The following is an 18560-nucleotide window of genomic DNA, read 5'->3' as shown; positions in this document are numbered from 1 at the left end:
TATACCACAGTGACCGAAAAATAAATCGTCCTCGGTGAAATTGGAACGAATTTGAAAAATGAACGCTTGCGAATGAATTGTCATTCATTTATGATAGAAGAGTAAACACGATGGTGATTGCGATTTTTTTTACGCTTGAAATGAATCACTATTCATTCTCATTGAGGGGGGAACAATATGACGAGTCACATCGAACAATCAGCCGACCTCCGTTTGACGAGCAACATTCGTTTTGCGGTCGTCATCGGTTCAGGAGTAATGGGGGCGGGGATTGCGGCTCACTTGGCGAACGCGGGGATTCGTTCGCTCATGCTCGACATCGTACCACGTGAATTGACGGCGAAAGAAGAAGCGAAAGGGCTCACGCTCGAGTCACCACAAGTACGGAACCGCATCGCTTCTGAGAACCGTCAAAAGCTATTGAAACAAAACCCGGCACCGCTCGCGACAGCGGAGCACTTGAACTTCATCGACGTGGGGAACTTAGAAGATGATCTCGAGCGCTTGAAGGAAGCGGACTGGGTCATCGAAGTCGTCGTCGAACGGCTCGATGTGAAACAGCAACTGTTCGAAAAAATCGCACCTTACATCCGTGAAGACGCGATTCTCAGCTCGAACACGTCGGGTATCTCGATCGAGGCGATGGCGAGCGTATTGCCGGAAGGCTTGAAGGCACGTTTCCTCGGGACACACTTCTTCAACCCGCCGCGCTATTTGAAACTGCTCGAACTCATCCCGACGGAGAAAACGGCACGCCCGGTCATCGATTTCATGGCCCGCTTTGCTGAGGACCGTCTCGGGAAAGGCGTCGTCGAAGCGAAAGACACACCGAACTTCATCGGGAACCGCATCGGCACGTACGGACTCCTCGTCACGTTCGAAGAGATGCTCAAGCAGAACGCCTCGATCGGCGAGATGGACTCGATCACCGGACCGCTCATCGGCCGGCCAAAATCGGCGACATTCCGCACGCTCGACGTCGTCGGCATCGACACGTTCGTCCACGTCGCCGGAAACGTCTATGAGACGCTCGACGCCGGTGAAGAGAAGGATACGTTCAACGTCCCTGCTGAAATGAAGACGCTCGTCGAGAAGGGATGGATCGGTCAAAAGGCCGGACAAGGCTTCTACAAGAAAGACGGAAAAGTCATCCAGGAACTGAATCTCGAGACGTTCGAATACGAACAATTGAAAGCGATTACAGGACCGGAGCTCGACCAAATCAAATCGCTCCCAGGTTCGAAAGCGAAGCTGAAAGGCGCCATCTTGAACAAGGGACGCATCGGACAACTGCTCTGGCCGGTCACGGCGAAGACGCTCGTCTACTCGGCTCGTCTCACAGGCGAGATCAGTGATTCGATCGTCGCCATCGATGACGCGATGAAGTGGGGCTTCGGCTGGAAGTTCGGACCGTTCGAGACATGGGACGCACTCGGTGTCGAGAAGTCGGTCGCCCGCATGAAAGCGGAAGGCTATGACGTCCCGGCGTGGATCGATGAGATGCTCGCTGCCGGACACACATCGTTCTATAAGGGAGACCAGTATTACGACCAAGCGTCACAGACGTACGTTGAGAAGACCGTCAACCCGAAAGAAGTGAAACTCGCCCCGCTCGCCAAGTCGAACGGGATCGTGCTCGAGAACGGTGGGGCCCGCCTCATCGATATCGGAGACGACGTCGTCGCCCTCGAGTTCACGTCACCGAACAATGCGATCGGTGTCGACATCATGCAGATGATTGAACAGTCGATCGACCTCGTCGAGACCGACTTCAAAGGACTCGTCCTCGCCAACGATGGTAAGAACTTCTGTGTCGGTGCCAACCTCGCGATGATGCTCATGGAAGCGGAAGACGAGAACTGGTACGAGCTCGATTGGATCATCAACAAGTTCCAACAAGTCGTCCAGAAGATTCGCTACGCGGGTCGCCCGGTCGTCGTCGCACCTTACGGCATGACGCTCGGCGGCGGAACCGAAATCAGCTTGCCGGCCGCACGCATGCAGGCGGCGCTCGAGACGTATATGGGTCTCGTCGAAGTCGGCGTCGGCCTCATCCCAGGCGGGGGCGGAAACCTCAACACGTATCGTCGCCTCCTCGAGCAGACACCGAAGTCGATGCAAAACATCGAGAAAGCGGCGCAACAGACGTTCGAGAATATCGCCATGGCGAAAGTATCGAAGTCGGCCTATGACGCGAAAGCGCTCGGCTATCACCGTCCGGTCGACGGCATCTCGATGAACCGCGACCACTTGACGTTCGACGCGAAACAGACGGTGCTCGGACTCGCTGACGGCTACACGGCACCGGTCCGTGAGAAATTGCCGGTCGTCGGTCAAACGGGGAAAGCGACGCTCGAACTCGCAGCGTACGAGATGTTCTACGGTGGCTATATCTCTGAACACGATCTGAAGATCGCGAAAAAACTTGCCCACGTCATCAGCGGCGGCGATTTGGCATACGGCACGATGGTCGACGAGCAGTACTTCCTCGACATCGAGCGCGAGGCGTTCCTAAGCCTCATCGGGGAACCGAAATCGCAGCAACGGATGCAACATATGCTCGTCAAAGGCAAGCCACTTCGGAACTGACAAAAGGGGGACTTAACAGATGAGAGAAGCAGTCATCGTGGCCGGCGCACGAACGCCGGTCGGAAAAGCAAAACGCGGTTCGTTCCGAAACGTTCGCTCGGACGAACTCGCGGGTCATGCGATTAAAGCGACGCTCGAGCGGTCTGGCTACACGGGACCAATCGACGACGTCATCATGGGGTGCGCCATGCCGGAAGCGGAACAAGGGATGAACATCGCCCGTTACGCGGCCGTACGAGGTGGCTTGTCGCACGAAGTACCAGCCATCACGATCAACCGATATTGCTCGTCCGGCCTTCAAGCGATTGCCGACGCGGCAGCGAAAATCATGATCGGTCAAGCGACGGCGGTCATCGCCGGCGGTATGGAATCGATGAGCCTCGTCCCAATGGGCGGCCACGTCATCCGTCCAAATCCGACAATCATGGAGACGGCTCCGGAATACTATATGAGCATGGGACACACGGCAGAACGTGTCGCGGCCGAATATAACATCTCGCGCGAAGACCAAGACCTGTTCGCGATCGATAGCCACCAAAAAGCGGCGGCAGCGATCGCGGGCGGCAAGTTCGAAGAAGAGATCGTCCCGGTCACGGTCGTCGAGCACGTGCTCGGCGAAGACGGGAAAGTCGCGGAACGTGAACTCGTCGTCAAACATGACGAAGGCGTCCGTGCCGACTCGACGCTCGAGGCGCTCGGTAAACTGCGCCCGGCATTCAAAATCAAGGGCTCGGTGACGGCGGGGAACGCGTCACAAGTGTCCGATGGCGCGGCAGCCGTGCTCGTCATGGAGCGCGAAGAAGCCGAACGTCAAGGCTTGAAACCGATGGCAAAATTCCTCTCGTTCGCGGTCGGCGGTGTCCGTCCGGAAGTGATGGGGATCGGCCCGGTCGTCGCCATCCCGAAAGCACTCGAGATGGCCGGCGTGAAGTTGGAAGAAGTCGGATTGTTCGAACTGAACGAGGCGTTCGCGAGCCAATCGCTCGGCGTCATCCGTGAACTCGGCATCGACCCGTCGAAAGTGAACGTCAACGGAGGCGCGATCGCTCTCGGGCATCCGCTCGGTTGCACGGGCGCGAAACTCGCGGTCTCGATCTTGCATGAGATGAAACGACGCAATGAAAAGTATGGGGTTGTGACGATGTGCATCGGTGGCGGTATGGGTGCTGCTGGCGTCTTCGAATTACTATAAGGGGGAATTGACAATGGAACGTACAGAACACGAATTGATTAAAGGCGGTAGCTTCGTCATCGACGCACTCGACGCGGATCGTTTGTTCACACCGGAAGACTTCTCAGATGAGCACAAGATGATTGGCGACACGACGGCGAGTTTCGTCGACGACCGTGTCATGCCTGTCCTTGGACGCATCGAGAAACATGAGTTCGATCTCTCGGTCGAATTGTTGAAAGAAGCGGGCGAGCTCGGTCTCCTCGGCGCGGACGTGCCAGAAGAGTACGGCGGTTATCAGCTTGATAAGATCTCGTCATCGATCATCACGGAGCGGTTCGCCAAGGCACGTTCATTCGCCCTCAGCTACGGCGCCCACGTTGGGATCGGGACACTCCCAATCGTCTTCTTCGGAACGGAAGAGCAAAAGCATAAGTACTTGCCGAAGCTCGCGACCGGCGAATGGATCGCGGCGTACGCCCTCACAGAGCCAGGCTCAGGCTCGGACGCGCTCGGTGCGAAAGCGACGGCCGTCTTGAACGAAGCCAGCACGCACTACGTGTTGAACGGCGAGAAGCAATGGATCACGAACGCCGGTTTCGCGAACGTGTTCGTCGTCTACGCGAAAATCGACGGCGACAAGTTCAGCGCCTTCATCGTCGAGCGTGACTTCAAAGGGGTCTCGACAGGGGCCGAAGAACAGAAGATGGGCATCAAAGGCTCATCGACACGGACGCTCATCTTAGAAGACGTCGAAGTCCCAGTCGACAACCTCCTCGGAGAAATCGGCAAAGGCCATGTCATCGCCTTCAACATCTTGAACGTCGGTCGTTACAAACTCGCCGTCGGTGCGGTCGGTTCGTCGAAACGTGCGTTCGATCTTTCGGTCCAGTACGCGAACGAACGTAAACAGTTCAAGACGCCGATCAGCCAGTTCCCGCTCATCCAAGAGAAACTCGCGACGATGGCCGCGAACATCTATGCGATGGAGAGCTCGGTCTACCGGACGGGCGGTCTGTTCCAAGACAGTCTCGACGCCCTCGGCGACGAAAACATGCGCGACGGCTCGAAAGTCGCCCAAGCGATCGCTGAATATGCGATTGAATGTTCGTTGAACAAAGTGTTCGCCTCGGAGACGTTCGACTACGTCGTCGACGAAGCGGTCCAAATCCACGGCGGCTACGGCTTCATGACCGAATATGAAGTCGAGAACTTGTACCGTGACTCACGCATCAACCGCATCTTCGAAGGAACGAACGAGATCAACCGCTTGATCGTGCCGGGCACGCTCCTCAAGAAAGCGATGAAAGGCGACTTACCACTCCTCGCCGAGGCACAGAAACTCCAAAAAGAGCTCATGAGCTACATGCCGCAAGAGCTCGACGGCTCACCGCTCGCACGCGAGAAGATGCTTCTGTCGAACATGAAGAAAATCAACTTGATGATCGCCGGAACGGCCGTCCAGAAATATCAGCAAGACCTTCAGAACGAGCAAGAGATTCTCGCGAAGATCGCCGACATCATCAGCGCCATCTATGCGCTTGAAGCGGCCATCGCGCGGACGGATAAAGCCATCGCCCGCACAGGCGTTGAGAAGAACGGACAGAAAGTCCGCTATACCGAAATCTTCGCCGAGCAAGTGTTCAAGCAAGTCGAACTCATGGCGAAAGAAGTCTTGTACGCGGCCGCATCGGGCGACGAGCAGCGCATGCTCTTATCGGCGATGAAGAAGTTCAGCCGTTATCAGCCAATCAACGTCATCGGCACGAAACGCGAAGTCGCAGCGAGCCTCATCAAAGCGAACAAGTTTATCGTGTAAGCAAGCGAGAGAAAGGGTGGACCGGACGCGGTCGGCCCTTTCTTTTTGCCTTGCCGACACCGTACAATGGACGGAAGGAGGCGAAGTAGATGAGACGTAAGGCATTGTTAGAACGGATGGATGCGATTGGCCGCTCAGTCGCAGAGCATGATGGCACACTCATGCTCCTCGCGCTCGGTTCGATCGGGCTCGAGACGGACCGGCTCGATGACTATTCGGACCTCGATTTCTTTTTAATTGTCGAGGACGGACATAAGGCCCGCTTTATCGACAATTTGGATTGGCTCGCCGTTGAACCGCTGGTGTATCAGTTTCAAAATACGAAAGACGGGCACAAGATCATGTATGAGGACGGCATTTATGGTGAGTTTGCCGTGTTTGAAGTCGTTGAGATGCCTGGCATCGCCTACACGCCAGGCCGTGTCGTCTGGGAGCGGGACGAGGCTCTCCACGCCTTCGCGACGCCTAACGTCGTCACAGACGTCCCTGACGCCACGTATTGCTATGAAGAGGCGCTGACGAACCTATACGTCGGATTGCTCCGGGAGCGACGTGGCGAGCGACTTGCGGGCTTTGAACTCATTCAAGTCGCGGCGATCAATAACGTGCTGAAGGCACATGGAGAGATGAGTGATCCGTTCAATCCGACGCGACGCGTCGAGACGAAGCATCCTGACGTGACTAGGCTCCTTGAGCAAGGGGTATTAGGCTATGGGCGTTCCGTCGAGGCGGCAGCTGCGATTCTCGGTTATATCGAGGCGCGTCATCCGGTGAACGCGTCGTTGAAGCGAGAGATTGAGCGTTTGCTTGAAGCGTGAATGGTCGGTTCGGAATGTGCTACATTTATAGAAGAGGTGATGAACATGGTGACACTATATGGCTATCCGCCATGCAGTACGTGTAAAAAAGCAGAGAAGTGGCTGAAAGAGAACGACGTCGAGTATACATACGTCCATATCGTCGAGGCGACACCGTCGAAAGATGAACTGGCCGAACTATGGAAACAGTCGGGTCTCCCGCTCAAAAAATTCTTCAATACGAGCGGCCAAGTATATCGAAACGAAGGCATCAAAGATCAACTGCCAAATCTATCAGAAGACGAACAACTCGAGCTTCTCGCGAGCAATGGTATGCTTTTAAAGCGTCCAATCGTGACAGATGGTCAAAAATCAACTGTCGGATTTTCAGAAAAGTCGTTTACAGACGTTTGGGGCGAAGTGCTATAATACTCGTGTGAGTCTAATTCATTTGAGGGGGAAGTTAAGATGAGCAAAGTACCTGCCAATCTACGTTATTCAAAAGAGCACGAATGGGTTGAAGTGAACGGAAGCGTGGCCCGCATCGGGATCACGGATTTCGCACAAAGCGAACTAGGGGATATCGTCTTTGTAGAACTTCCTGAAGTCGGCGGCACGATTTTACTCGATGAGCCGTTCGGTTCGGTCGAGTCGGTCAAAACCGTTTCAGAATTGTACGCTCCAATCTCTGGAAAAATCACAGCGGTGAACGAATCACTCGCCGATTCACCAGAACTCGTCAACGAGGCACCGTTCGAAGGCGCTTGGATGATCGAAGTCGAGTTGAACGACGCGTCAGACGTCGACAAACTCATGTCAGCCGAAGAATACGAAGCGATGATTCAAGGCTAAACAAAACCCGGTTTCTCTTCACGAGAAGCCGGGCTTTTTTGTTCATTCAAAATCGAGGCGGTAGTGATCAGGCTGGATGAGCGACGTCCGGTTGAACAGGCGGTAGAAGATGATTCCGAGCGTTATCGGGATGAGTCCGAATAAGACGATGACGAGCATGACGTTCCAGAGCGCGAAGCCTCCCGGCATCAAATGCAAGGCGTTGATTGGCCCGATGAGGCCGGAGACGCCGAAACCGGCACTGATCGGCGTCCCTTCGATCCGAAGGATGCCTGCGAGCGCTCCGAGGATGGCCGCATTGGCGAGTACGGGCAACATCATGATCGGACGACGGACGAAGTTCGCCATTTGAATCTTCGGTGACCCGAGGAAGTGGGCGATCGACGTTCCGGTCGCGTTCATCTGCCAGCCGGCGATGGCGAGACCGAAGCCGGCGGCGACGACCCCTAGGTTGGCGGCCCCGGCCGCGACACCAGACAGGCTGATCGCTGTGGCGATGCCGACCGTCGAGATTGGCGAGACGATGATGAGCGAGAACGCCATGGCGATCAACATGCCCATCACGATCGGCTGTAGTTCCGTCATCGTCATAATGATCGTCCCGACGTATGTCGTGATTTGTGAGATGTAAGTGAGCAGGAACGCCCCGATCCCTCCGGCGACGACGATGACCGTCATCGGTAAGACGAGTACCGTGTATGTCTTCAAGCGTGGCGACAACTGCATGACGAGGAACGTCGCGAGAGCGGCCGTCACACCGGCCGTGATGACGTCACCGATTCCAGCCATGAGGAACGCCCCTTCCTCGATGCGGATGGCGCCGCTCCCGACTTGGGTCGCGATGCCGATCGTACCGGCCTCGAGAGCCGAGCGTCCGAACTGCATGGCGACAGCGACACCGATGATGACCGGTAAGAGACGCATTGCAATTGTCGTCGCATCTAAGATGAACTGCAGTGACGGAACATAAGGTAAGATGGCTTTCGTTAATTCACCGAGCAAGGCGCTCGGGATGAGGGCGATGAGGATGGCAAGACTGAGGCCGTTCAAGACGTTCATCAAAAACTGTTTTCCGGTAAGCTTCTCTTCCGTCATTGGGGATTCACCTGTCCTTTTCTACTGGTATGCTGTTATGTACAAAAGCAATAAAGTTAATGACCATACTATGCCTCTTTCTAGCGAGCGTCAATAAGAAATGTTGAAATGTTCAGAATTTTCCATTTGAGCACAACTTTTGAACCGACCGGCCCGGATTCATATACTTAGAAAAGAGGTGAGAACAATGATGACAGACGGATTCTTATATATATACGCCCCGATGTGCGGTACATGCGCCGTGGCCGAGCGGATGCTCTCGGTCGTCGAGGCCGTCGACCCCGAACTCCAGATTGAAAAGCGCGATGCCAACTTTATCCCGAACGAGCTCGAGGCGTATCAAGTCATGAGCGTCCCGGCGCTATTGAAGCTGGAAAATGGCCAAGTTCGCGATCGTTTGTATGCGTTTCAAAACGTCCAGCACGTCCTATCTTTCGTCAAATGAGATAGGATGATTAGAATAATCTGAAAATTTTAAATAATCAGTTGACACAGAAAGTTCACGAATGATATATTCATTACAACATCTTACTTGAACACAACATAGGACGAGATTTTCCCGTCAGCAAGACGTTTTCGAACAACCGTTGCATGAGCTTACGCGATTTCAGGTGGACCTTCCCTTCGATTGTCCCCCAAAAAAATCAAGCGTCGGGGCACCGGTCGCGTAATTGCATGGTCCGTTCGAAGACCGAGTGATGGTCGGGTAAAAATCCCCCATATAAGGATGAATGCTCTGATCGGGCAAAAGAGGTTCATCTATGGGTTGTCCTTCAGTGACTCAAGGTGCTACGTTCTGTGTCATCCTCGGATGGCACCTTTTTTTAATTTGTCTGAAAAAAATAGTTTGACATGAAAATAATGTGTCGCTATGATAAAGCTAATCAAATACGCAACCACTCTTATCAAGAGAGGCTGAGGGACTGGCCCTATGACGCCCAGCAACCGCGGAGCAATCCGAAATGGTGCTAATTCCAGCAAGGTGTAAACCTTGGAAGATGAGAGCAATCGTTGTCCGTACCGATAAAGTACGCACGTTTGCTCAAACGTGCGTACTTTTTTTGTTGTCAGGAGGGAAATGGATTGATTCAACTACGCAATGTGGCCAAATGGTTCGATACGAAAAACGGTCGGGTCCAGGCGGTCGATGATGTGTCGCTTACCATCGAAAGCGGCGAAATTTTTGGAATAATCGGATATTCAGGGGCGGGGAAGTCGACGCTCATCCGCTTGCTCAACCGACTCGAGGCACCGTCTAGCGGTGAAATCGTGGTCGCCGGCAGCGAGCTGACGAAGCTCACGCCGAAGGAACTACGCGGGGTACGTAAAAACGTCTCGATGGTGTTCCAACACTTCAACCTATTATGGTCACGCACGGTCGCTGAGAACATCAGCTTCCCGCTCGAGCTCATCGGGGTACCGGCCAGCGAACGCAAACGCCGCGTCCAAGAACTTGTCGAACTCGTCGGCTTAGGCGGACGGGAAGACAGCTATCCGTCGCAACTATCGGGCGGTCAAAAGCAGCGAGTCGGGATAGCCCGTGCGCTCGCTACGAATCCAGAAGTGCTCCTCTGCGATGAAGCGACGAGCGCACTCGACCCGAAGACGACCGATTCGATTCTCGAACTGCTCGTCAGCATCAATAAAAAGCTGGGATTGACGATCGTCCTCATCACCCATGAGATGCACGTCATCCAAAAGATTTGCCACCGCGTCGCCGTCATGGAGGCCGGGAAGGTCGTCGAGACCGGACAAGTCGCCGAGGTGTTCCAACATCCGGAACAGCCGATCACGAAAGAGTTCGTCAAACAGATCGGCGCGGTCGAAGACATGTCGCTCACGTTCGAGCACTTGAAAGCGCGTTATCCGAGCGGTCAAATTGTCAAGCTCAAATTCTTGAACGAGACGGCCGAGCAACCGATTCTGTCAGAAGTGTTGAAGCAACATGACATCGGCTTCAACATCATCGGCGGGAACGTGACGCAGTCACAAGTCGGTGCCCTCGGGACATTATTCATCCAATTGATCGGAGAGCCGGCTGAAGTCGAGCGGGCCATCGCCTCAATCCGGTCGCAGGCAGTGGAAGTGGAGGTAGAAAGCGATGTTTCCTAATGTAGATTGGCAAGTCATGCTCGAGCAAACGTGGGAGACGCTCTATATGACGCTCGTCGCCGGAGCCGCGACGTTCGTCATCGGTCTCGCCCTCGGGATGCTCTTATACGTCACGAACGAACCGCTCATGATGAAAAACCGTCCGATTTACACGGTCATCAGCGCAATCGTCAACGTGTTCCGGTCGATTCCGTTCATCATTTTGATCATCTTGCTCATCCCGTTCACGTTACTCGTCGTCGGGACGATGCTCGGGTCGACGGCAGCGTTGCCGGCGCTCATTATCGGTGCGGCTCCGTTCTATGCGCGGATGGTCGAGCTCGCCCTTCGCGAAGTCGACCGCGGCGTCATCGAGGCGGCTGAATCGATGGGTGCGACAAAATGGCAAATCGTCTATAAAGTGTTGTTCCCAGAAGCATTGCCGGCCATCGTGTCAGGCATCACGGTCACGATCGTCGCAATCGTCGGTTATACGGCGATGGCAGGGGTCGTCGGGGGCGGGGGACTCGGGAACTTGGCGTTCCTCGAAGGGTTCCAGCGTTCACAGAGTGACGTCACGTTCGTCGCGACCGTCTTAATCTTGGTTATCGTCTTCGTCATCCAGTTCATCGGCGATCGACTCGTATCAGTAATTGACAAGCGTTCCGCTTGATCTAAATAGAAAATTTGGAGGGGTTTTATAATGAAATCATGGAAAACAGTACTCGGATTGACAGCAGCTTCAGCACTCACGATTCTCGCAGCTTGCGGCGGAGATTCAGAATCAGGTTCGGGCGATGACAAGACGCTCGTCGTCGGTGCGTCAAACGTCCCGCACGCTGAGATTTTAGAGCACATTCAAGACGACTACGAAGAGAAGGGCTATACGCTCGAAATCAAGAAGTTCCAAGACTACGTCCTCCCGAACAAAACGCTCGCGGACGGCGAACTCGACGCGAACTACTTCCAACACGAGCCGTACCTCGAGTCGCAAATGGCTGAGAACAAAGACTACAAATTCGCATCAGCCGGCGGCGTCCACATCGAGCCGATCGGTGTCTACTCACAAGACTACAAATCACTCGATGAGCTGCCAGAAGGCGCTGAAATCATCATGAGTTCGTCAGTCGCTGACCACGGACGAATCCTCACGATGCTCCAATCAGAAGGCTTACTCACGCTCGCAGAAGGCAAGACGACGGACGCGACGGTTTCAGACATCGTCGACAATCCGAAAAACTTGGAGTTCAAGACGGACGTTGAAGCGGCACTTCTCCCGCAAGCGTTCAACAACGGTGAAGGGGACGCGGTCCTCATCAACACGAACTACGCGATCGATGCCGGCCTCAACCCGCTCGAAGACGCGATCGCCCTCGAAGGCGAAGACTCACCTTACGTCAACTTGATCGTCACACGTGAAGGCGACGAAGACGACGAGCGCGTCAAGGCACTCCTTGAAGTCCTCACGTCAGAAGAGACACAACAGTGGATCTTGGACGAATACAAAGGTGCAGTCGTACCGGTCAAACAATAATTGTCGTCAAGGCTCGGGATATCCCGGGCCTTTTTTGTTTGGAGTAGTTTTGGCGCACCAATAGAAGTACACTACATATATGTAGAAAAAGGGGGGATCCGGATGAACATACGACACATTCATCCGCTGACGCTGGGTGTCTTATTTGGTACATTTTTTGCCCGGCTGTCGACATTTTTTGTTATGCCGTTTTTTGCGATTTATCTTGCGACGCTTGGTTTCTCGGCAAGTGTCATCGGGACGGTGTTCGCCATCTCGGCGTTATCGGGGTTATTCATGAGCTTTTTTGGGGGCACGCTGTCTGACCGCTACGGGCGCAAACAGTTGATGCTCATCGGGATCGCCTTGAACGCGATCACGTTCAGCGGCTTCGCGCTCGTGACGGAATTATTTTGGTTTTACATGTTCTCGGTACTTATGGGCGTGTCACGTTCGTTCCTCGAACCGGCGTCCCGCGCGCTCATCAGCGACACGACGCAACCGGACCAGCGCGTCATCGTCTACAATGTCCGCTACTTTTTAATCAATATCGCGGCGGCGATCGGTCCATTGCTCGCGGTCGTGTTGTCGCTCACCGGGGCGAAGAGCGCCTTCTTCGTCGTCACGGGCGTCTATGTGTTATACGGTCTCGTCATCTCGACGTTGTTCCGGAAATATCCGTTCGAGGAAGGGGACGGCGTCAAAGTCCGGCCGCGCTTGACGGAGACGTTCCGTGTGTTACAACAAGATAAGACGTTCCGCTACGTCATCATCGGGATGATCTTCGCCATCATCGGCTATAGTCAGTTCAATGCGACGTTGCCGCAGTTCATCGCGTTCCATGACGGCTTCAGCGATGGCTCACGTTTGTTCGCCTATCTGTTGACGGTCAATGCGATCACCGTCCTCATCGTCCAATATCCGATCATGCGCTTCGGGATTCGCGTGTCGCCGATCAAGTCACTTTTTTTCGGCGTCGGGACGCTGTCGACGGGGCTCCTGCTCATCGGTTTTGCGACCGAGACGTGGGTGTTGTTCATCGCGATGATCATCTTCACAATCGGTGAGGTGCTCATGTTCACGATGACGGACGTACTGACGGACGAATTGGCACCGGCTCACCTGCGCGGGACGTATTTCGGGGCGATGGGGTTGACGGCGCTCGGTCAGACGATCGGCCCTGTCATCGGCGGAGTGTTGCTCGATGGGTTTGATAACGCCGCGTTGCCAGTGTTTGGAAGCTTGGCCGTGTTGACGGCTTGCGGCGCCTTCTTCTTCGCCGGCGCCTTGAAAGAACGGAAAGCAAGTTTGGCCTTAATCGAGGAAAAAGTTGGATAAAGTCTTGATTTCCCGATATTCTCATTCTCAACATTTAAGTTTTATTGAGAATGAATAATAAGGTGAGTCGCTTGAAATAAAAAATTGCCTAGATTAAGATTAGAATATATCTAATCTACGCCAAAAATGGCGAGAAAACGGAAGGGGTATCCGAATGTCTAACGTACCACACATGAAAATTGATGACCTCCGCGTCTCAATCGAAGGAAAAGAGATCGTCAAAGGTCTTAATCTTGAAATTAAAGGTGGCGAAATTCACGCCATCATGGGTCCTAACGGGACGGGTAAATCTACACTCGCATCGGCACTTATGGGACATCCATTGTATGAAGTAACAGGCGGAAGCGTCGATTTGAACGGCGAAGACGTACTCGACATGGAAGTTGACGAGCGCGCGCAAGCCGGAATGTTCCTCGCGATGCAGTATCCTGCTGAAATCAGTGGTGTCACGAATGCCGATTTCTTGCGTTCAGCAATCAACTCACGCCGCGAAGAAGGACAAGAAATCTCACTCATGAAGTTCATCCGTGAACTCGATGCGAAAATGGACGTCCTCGAAATCCCTTCAGAAATGGCACACCGCTATTTGAACGAAGGCTTCTCAGGCGGAGAGAAAAAACGTAACGAGATTCTTCAAATGATGATGATTAAACCGAACATCGCCATCCTCGATGAAATTGACTCAGGTCTCGACATCGATGCGCTCAAAGTCGTCGCCAAAGGCGTCAACGAAATGCGCAACGAAGAGTTCGGCTGCTTGATCATCACGCACTATCAACGTCTCCTCAACTACATCGAGCCAGACTTTGTTCACATCATGATGGACGGTAAAATCGTCATGTCAGGTGGCAAAGAGCTTGCACAACGACTCGAAGCAGAAGGTTACGACTGGGTGAAGCAAGATCTTGGAATGACAGTAGACACAGAAGCGTAAGGAGGCTGTACGATGACCGTACAATTTGAATTGGATGCACAAGCAGTAGCGGCACGTGCAGAGGCGCTCGGTGGACCGGCATTTATGGTCAACCGTCGCAAAGAAGCAGCAGAACTTGCGCCGACTCTCGCCTTGCCAAAAGTTGAAAAGATCAAGATTGATAAATGGGACTTCGTCTCTGGAGACGTCGAGCTCACGAAGCACGACGGCTTGACGCCTGAAATCGAAGCACTTCTTGGAGACCACCGTACAAACGTGCTCGTTGAACGCAACGGTCATGTCGTCTACAACGAACTCGCGACGCCAGAAGGTGTCCTCTTCATGGGCATCAACGAAGCGATGGAACAACATCCGGACCTCGTCGAGAAGTACTTCATGACGGAAGGTGTCCGCGTGGACGAAGAACGTTTGTCTGCGTTGAACGCTGCCCTCATGAACGGTGGTGCGTTCCTATACGTACCGAAGAACGTCCAGTTGAAAGACCCGCTCCAAGCCATCTTCACGATGGAACAAGCGAACGGCGCGCTCTATCACCACACGATCATCGTCGCGGACGAAGGCAGTGAAGTGACGTATGTCGAGAGCTTCCTCTCGAACACGAACGAGCCGCACACGGTAAACGCCGTGACAGAAGTGTTCGCAGCCGCGAACGCGAAAGTCGTCTTCGGTGGCGTCGACCAGCTTGCTGAGTCGGCCCTCTCGTTCATGAACCGCCGTGGTGTCGTCTATGAGAACGCACGCCTCGAATGGGCGCTCGGTCACATGAATGACGGCAACTCGCTCGTCGAGACGAAGACACACCTCGTCGGGGACAACACGTTCTCAGACACGAAAGCCGTCACGGTCGGTCGTGGCGCACAGAAACAAAACTTCAACATCCGGACGGACCATTTCGGGAAGTCGTCAGAAGGGTTCATCTTGATTCACGGTGTCCAAAAAGACTCGGCCACGGCCATCTTCAGCGGGACATCGATGATTCACCATGGCGCTTCGAAATCGAACGGCGTTCAAACGGAACGTGTCCTCATGTTGTCTGAAAAGGCACGTGGCGACGCGAACCCGATTCTCCTCATCGATGAGGACGACGTCATGGCCGGTCACGCCGCTTCGGTCGGACGCGTCGACGACGTGCAGCTCTACTACTTGATGAGCCGCGGTTTGTCACGTAAAGAAGCCGAACGGTTGATCATTCACGGATTCTTGAACCCGGTCGTCGAGCAACTCGCGATCGAGTCGGTCAAAGACCGTCTCCGTGAAGTCATCGAAGGGAAAGTACGTTAAGATGATCGATGCCTCGATTCGTAAACAGTTCCCGATTTTAGATCAGGAAATCAACGGTCATCCGCTCGTCTATCTCGACAGCGCGGCGAGCTCCCAAAAACCGCTTGCTGTCATCGAGGCGATCGAGGATTACTATCGCCGCATCCACTCGAACGTGCACCGGGGCGTCCATACGCTCGGGACGCACGCGACGGATGCGTATGAAGGGGCGCGGGAGCGCGTCCGTTCATTCATCAACGCCGCCGTCCCGGAAGAGATCATCTTCACACGCGGGACGACGACGGCGATTAACCTCGTCGCGTCAAGCTACGGGGATGCCAACGTCGAAGCGGGGGACGAGATCGTCCTCACGCCGATGGAGCATCACGCCAACTTGATTCCGTGGCAACAGCTCGCCAAGCGTAAAGGGGCCAAACTCCGTTACGTCGAATTGACGCCGGACGGTCGAGTCACGCTCGACGCGGTCCGTGCCGTCTTGTCGGACCGGACGAAAATCGTCGCCATGAGTCACGTCTCGAACGTGCTCGGTACGATCAACCCGATTGCCGACGTGGCGAAGCTCGCCCACGAGAAAGGCGCGGTCATGGTCGTCGATGCGGCACAGAGCGCACCGCACCGTAAACTTGACGTGCAAGCACTCGACTGCGACTTCCTCGCCTTCTCAGGCCATAAGATGCTCGGTCCGACCGGGATTGGGGTCTTATACGGGAAGAAACAGTTGCTTAAAAACATGGAGCCGGTCGAATTCGGTGGCGAGATGATCGATTACGTCGACTTGTATGAGTCGACATGGAAAGACATCCCGTACCGGTTCGAAGCAGGGACGCCGATCATCGCCGGCGCCGTCGGTTTGGCAGCGGCCATCGACTTTTTAGAAGACCTCGGTCTCGAGAACGTCGAAGCCCACGAACGGGCGCTTGCGACGTACGCCATCGAACAGATGCGGACGATCGAAGGTATCCAAATCTTCGGGCCAGAGGAACGGGTCGGACTCGTCACGTTCAACTTAGGTGACGTGCACGCCCACGACTTAGCGACCGTCTTGGATATGCAAGGCATCGCGGTCCGGGCCGGCCACCACTGTGCCCAGCCGCTCATGCGTCTCCTGAAGCAATCATCGACAGCCCGAGCGAGCTTCTACTTGTACAATACGAAAGAAGAAGTCGACCGCTTCATCGAAGGGCTACGTCAAACGAAGGAGTATTTCAATTATGAGTTTTAACAATCTCGACATGTTGTACCGACAGGTCATCATGGATCATTATAAAAACCCAAGAAACCGTGGCGTCATCGAAGATGGCGTGACGATCGACTTGAACAACCCGACATGCGGGGATTCACTCCGACTCCAACTCCAAGTCGAGGATGGAATCGTGAAAGATGCCAAGTTTGAAGGGGAAGGCTGTTCGATCAGTCTCGCCTCGGCATCGATGATGACTCAAATCGTGAAGGGCAAGTCTGTTGACGAGGCACTCCAATTGGCCAACATCTTCTCGGAGATGGTCCAAGGGAAAGACTACGATACAGACACGTTCGACCTAGGCGACATCGAAGCGTTGTCTGGCGTCTCAAAGTTTCCGGCTCGCATCAAGTGCGCCACGCTCGCGTGGAAAGCGCTTGAAAAGGGAGTCGACGAGGAAGCGTAAGTAGAAGGAGGAGACCGATATGGCGAAAAACATGCCTGACATTGGCGATTATAAATATGGCTTCCATGACCGAGACATCTCGATTTTCCGTTCAGGCCGCGGCTTGACGAACGAAATCGTAGAGACGATCTCGCGCATGAAAGAAGAACCGGCATGGATGCTCGAGTTCCGTTTGAAATCACTCGAACAGTTCCGCAAAATGCCGATGCCGACATGGGGCGGCGATCTCACGGCACTCGATTTCGATGAGATCACGTACTATGTCAAACCGTCTGAAAAGACAGAGCACTCGTGGGACGAGGTTCCTGAAGAAATCAAACGTACGTTTGACAAGCTCGGAATCCCGGAAGCGGAGCAAAAATACTTGGCAGGCGTCTCGGCTCAGTATGAGTCTGAAGTCGTCTATCACAGCATGCAAGAAGACTTCGAAGCGAAAGGTGTCATTTTCAAAGATACAGACACTGCTTTGAAAGAAGATGAAGCCATCTTCCGCGAGTACTTCGGAAAATTGATTCCGCCGACAGACAACAAGTTCGCGGCACTCAACTCGGCTGTTTGGTCAGGTGGTTCGTTCATCTATGTACCAAAAGGCGTGAAGCTCGAGCAACCGCTCCAAGCTTACTTCCGAATCAACTCGGAGAACATGGGTCAGTTCGAGCGGACGCTCATCATCGTCGACGAGGGCGCATCTGTCCATTACGTCGAAGGATGTACGGCACCGGTCTACACGACGAACTCACTCCACTCGGCGGTCGTTGAGATTTTCGTCAACAAAGACGCATACTGCCGTTACACGACGATCCAGAACTGGGCGAACAACGTCTACAACTTGGTCACGAAGCGTGCTGTCTGTGAAGCGGGTGGATCGATGGAGTGGATCGATGGTAACATCGGTTCGAAACTCACGATGAAATACCCGGCCGTCATCTTAAAAGGTGAAGGCTCACGCGGGATGACGCTCTCAATCGCCCTCGGCGGTAAAGGGCAGCACCAAGACGCCGGCGCGAAAATGATTCACCTCGCACCGAACACGTCTTCGTCAATCGTCTCGAAGTCGATTTCGAAACAAGGCGGAAAAGTCTCGTATCGCGGTATCGTCCACTTCGGCCGTAAAGCGAAAGGCGCACGTTCGAACATCGAATGTGACACGCTCATCATGGACAACGAGTCGACGTCGGACACGATCCCGTACAACGAGATCTTGAACGACCAAGTCTCACTCGAGCACGAAGCGAAAGTCTCTAAAGTGTCAGAAGAGCAACTCTTCTACCTCATGAGCCGTGGAATCTCGGAAGAAGAAGCGACGGAAATGATCGTCATGGGCTTCATCGAGCCGTTCACGAAAGAATTGCCAATGGAATATGCCGTCGAAATGAACCGTCTCATCAAGTTCGAGATGGAAGGATCGATCGGATAATCTTTAATTAGCGAACT

The 18560-nt window shown here is 54.0% G+C and carries 17 protein-coding genes and 1 riboswitch; of the genes, 16 read left to right on the top strand and 1 reads right to left on the bottom strand.

From position 1 onward, the window contains the following. Positions 1 to 177 precede the first annotated feature (177 nt). The 6 genes from KNP78_RS01925 to gcvH all read left to right on the top strand — a co-directional run bounded on the left by KNP78_RS01925 (position 178) and on the right by gcvH (position 7228). Entirely contained in the window at positions 178 to 2589 is a 2412-nt protein-coding gene (locus KNP78_RS01925; RefSeq protein ID WP_214823184.1) for a 3-hydroxyacyl-CoA dehydrogenase/enoyl-CoA hydratase family protein, read from the top strand. A gap of 19 nt (positions 2590 to 2608) precedes the next feature. Beyond that, positions 2609 to 3781 carry an acetyl-CoA C-acetyltransferase gene (locus KNP78_RS01920; protein WP_131485041.1) on the top strand — a complete coding sequence of 391 codons (1173 nt, stop codon included), beginning with the start codon at positions 2609 to 2611 and terminating at the stop codon, positions 3779 to 3781. A 13-nt stretch (positions 3782 to 3794) separates the two neighbouring features. Beyond that, positions 3795 to 5579, top strand: a complete 1785-nt coding sequence (locus tag KNP78_RS01915; RefSeq protein WP_214823183.1) for an acyl-CoA dehydrogenase family protein — start codon at positions 3795 to 3797, stop codon at positions 5577 to 5579. Between the two features lie 89 nt (positions 5580 to 5668). Beyond that, positions 5669 to 6397, top strand: a complete 729-nt coding sequence (locus tag KNP78_RS01910; protein ID WP_214823182.1) for a hypothetical protein — start codon at positions 5669 to 5671, stop codon at positions 6395 to 6397. A 45-nt stretch (positions 6398 to 6442) separates the two neighbouring features. Beyond that, complete coding sequence (locus tag KNP78_RS01905; protein ID WP_034778464.1) at positions 6443 to 6805, top strand: arsenate reductase family protein; 363 nt, start codon at positions 6443 to 6445, stop codon at positions 6803 to 6805. Between the two features lie 39 nt (positions 6806 to 6844). Next, positions 6845 to 7228: a glycine cleavage system protein GcvH gene (gcvH, locus tag KNP78_RS01900; protein ID WP_021065488.1), complete on the top strand. Its 384-nt coding sequence runs from the start codon at positions 6845 to 6847 to the stop codon at positions 7226 to 7228. A 42-nt stretch (positions 7229 to 7270) separates the two neighbouring features. Here the strand turns inward: gcvH and KNP78_RS01895 are convergent, their stop codons facing one another. Beyond that, positions 7271 to 8323: a PTS sugar transporter subunit IIC gene (locus tag KNP78_RS01895; RefSeq protein ID WP_214796977.1), complete on the bottom strand. Its 1053-nt coding sequence runs from the start codon at positions 8321 to 8323 to the stop codon at positions 7271 to 7273. Between the two features lie 187 nt (positions 8324 to 8510). On the opposite strand from KNP78_RS01895, the gene KNP78_RS01890 reads away from it, so the two are divergent. The 10 genes from KNP78_RS01890 to sufB all read left to right on the top strand — a co-directional run bounded on the left by KNP78_RS01890 (position 8511) and on the right by sufB (position 18543). Further along, a complete protein-coding gene (locus KNP78_RS01890; protein ID WP_114166832.1) occupies positions 8511 to 8768 on the top strand; it encodes a thioredoxin family protein in 258 nt (85 codons plus the stop codon). 454 nt (positions 8769 to 9222) lie between these two features. Further along, a riboswitch (SAM riboswitch) is annotated at positions 9223 to 9328 on the top strand. Between the two features lie 78 nt (positions 9329 to 9406). Continuing rightward, the gene (locus KNP78_RS01885) at positions 9407 to 10435 is read left to right on the top strand and encodes a methionine ABC transporter ATP-binding protein (RefSeq protein WP_034778457.1); all 1029 of its coding nucleotides are present in this window, start codon (positions 9407 to 9409) and stop codon (positions 10433 to 10435) included. After that, the gene (locus KNP78_RS01880) at positions 10425 to 11087 is read left to right on the top strand and encodes a methionine ABC transporter permease (RefSeq protein WP_034778455.1); all 663 of its coding nucleotides are present in this window, start codon (positions 10425 to 10427) and stop codon (positions 11085 to 11087) included. Before KNP78_RS01885 ends, KNP78_RS01880 begins: the two co-directional genes overlap by 11 nt. Positions 11088 to 11117: 30 nt before the next feature. Further along, positions 11118 to 11948 (top strand): MetQ/NlpA family ABC transporter substrate-binding protein, encoded by an 831-nt coding sequence (locus KNP78_RS01875; protein ID WP_214752980.1) that lies wholly within the window; start codon positions 11118 to 11120, stop codon positions 11946 to 11948. Between the two features lie 102 nt (positions 11949 to 12050). Beyond that, a complete protein-coding gene (locus tag KNP78_RS01870) occupies positions 12051 to 13265 on the top strand; it encodes an MDR family MFS transporter (RefSeq protein WP_214823181.1) in 1215 nt (404 codons plus the stop codon). A 172-nt stretch (positions 13266 to 13437) separates the two neighbouring features. Continuing rightward, the gene (gene sufC / locus KNP78_RS01865; RefSeq protein WP_152567746.1) at positions 13438 to 14199 is read left to right on the top strand and encodes a Fe-S cluster assembly ATPase SufC; all 762 of its coding nucleotides are present in this window, start codon (positions 13438 to 13440) and stop codon (positions 14197 to 14199) included. A gap of 12 nt (positions 14200 to 14211) precedes the next feature. Then, positions 14212 to 15480: a Fe-S cluster assembly protein SufD gene (gene sufD, locus KNP78_RS01860; protein ID WP_034778444.1), complete on the top strand. Its 1269-nt coding sequence runs from the start codon at positions 14212 to 14214 to the stop codon at positions 15478 to 15480. Position 15481: 1 nt separating this feature from the next. After that, the gene (locus KNP78_RS01855; protein WP_034778443.1) at positions 15482 to 16702 is read left to right on the top strand and encodes a cysteine desulfurase; all 1221 of its coding nucleotides are present in this window, start codon (positions 15482 to 15484) and stop codon (positions 16700 to 16702) included. Beyond that, a complete protein-coding gene (gene sufU, locus KNP78_RS01850) occupies positions 16692 to 17126 on the top strand; it encodes a Fe-S cluster assembly sulfur transfer protein SufU (RefSeq protein ID WP_034778441.1) in 435 nt (144 codons plus the stop codon). The genes KNP78_RS01855 and sufU overlap by 11 nt, the downstream gene beginning before the upstream one ends. Positions 17127 to 17145: 19 nt before the next feature. After that, positions 17146 to 18543, top strand: a complete 1398-nt coding sequence (gene sufB / locus KNP78_RS01845) for a Fe-S cluster assembly protein SufB (RefSeq protein WP_214823180.1) — start codon at positions 17146 to 17148, stop codon at positions 18541 to 18543. Positions 18544 to 18560: the final 17 nt, after the last annotated feature.

The organism is Exiguobacterium sp. s28 (genome assembly GCF_018618135.1).
Lineage (GTDB): Bacteria > Bacillota > Bacilli > Exiguobacteriales > Exiguobacteriaceae > Exiguobacterium > Exiguobacterium mexicanum_A.
Note: the sequence above shows the minus strand (reverse complement) of the source record. Positions and strands in the feature narration are given on the sequence as shown.

Coding starts and splice junctions, on each gene's coding strand:
- KNP78_RS01875 (WP_214752980.1), top strand. CDS start 11,118: ATGAAATCATGGAAAACAGTACTCGGATTGACAGCAGCTTCAGCACTC.
- KNP78_RS01890 (WP_114166832.1), top strand. CDS start 8,511: ATGATGACAGACGGATTCTTATATATATACGCCCCGATGTGCGGTACA.
- KNP78_RS01870 (WP_214823181.1), top strand. CDS start 12,051: ATGAACATACGACACATTCATCCGCTGACGCTGGGTGTCTTATTTGGT.
- KNP78_RS01855 (WP_034778443.1), top strand. CDS start 15,482: ATGATCGATGCCTCGATTCGTAAACAGTTCCCGATTTTAGATCAGGAA.
- sufC (WP_152567746.1), top strand. CDS start 13,438: ATGAAAATTGATGACCTCCGCGTCTCAATCGAAGGAAAAGAGATCGTC.
- sufD (WP_034778444.1), top strand. CDS start 14,212: ATGACCGTACAATTTGAATTGGATGCACAAGCAGTAGCGGCACGTGCA.
- sufU (WP_034778441.1), top strand. CDS start 16,692: ATGAGTTTTAACAATCTCGACATGTTGTACCGACAGGTCATCATGGAT.
- KNP78_RS01915 (WP_214823183.1), top strand. CDS start 3,795: ATGGAACGTACAGAACACGAATTGATTAAAGGCGGTAGCTTCGTCATC.
- KNP78_RS01910 (WP_214823182.1), top strand. CDS start 5,669: ATGAGACGTAAGGCATTGTTAGAACGGATGGATGCGATTGGCCGCTCA.
- KNP78_RS01880 (WP_034778455.1), top strand. CDS start 10,425: ATGTTTCCTAATGTAGATTGGCAAGTCATGCTCGAGCAAACGTGGGAG.
- KNP78_RS01895 (WP_214796977.1), bottom strand. CDS start 8,323: ATGACGGAAGAGAAGCTTACCGGAAAACAGTTTTTGATGAACGTCTTG.
- sufB (WP_214823180.1), top strand. CDS start 17,146: ATGGCGAAAAACATGCCTGACATTGGCGATTATAAATATGGCTTCCAT.
- gcvH (WP_021065488.1), top strand. CDS start 6,845: ATGAGCAAAGTACCTGCCAATCTACGTTATTCAAAAGAGCACGAATGG.
- KNP78_RS01920 (WP_131485041.1), top strand. CDS start 2,609: ATGAGAGAAGCAGTCATCGTGGCCGGCGCACGAACGCCGGTCGGAAAA.
- KNP78_RS01905 (WP_034778464.1), top strand. CDS start 6,443: ATGGTGACACTATATGGCTATCCGCCATGCAGTACGTGTAAAAAAGCA.
- KNP78_RS01925 (WP_214823184.1), top strand. CDS start 178: ATGACGAGTCACATCGAACAATCAGCCGACCTCCGTTTGACGAGCAAC.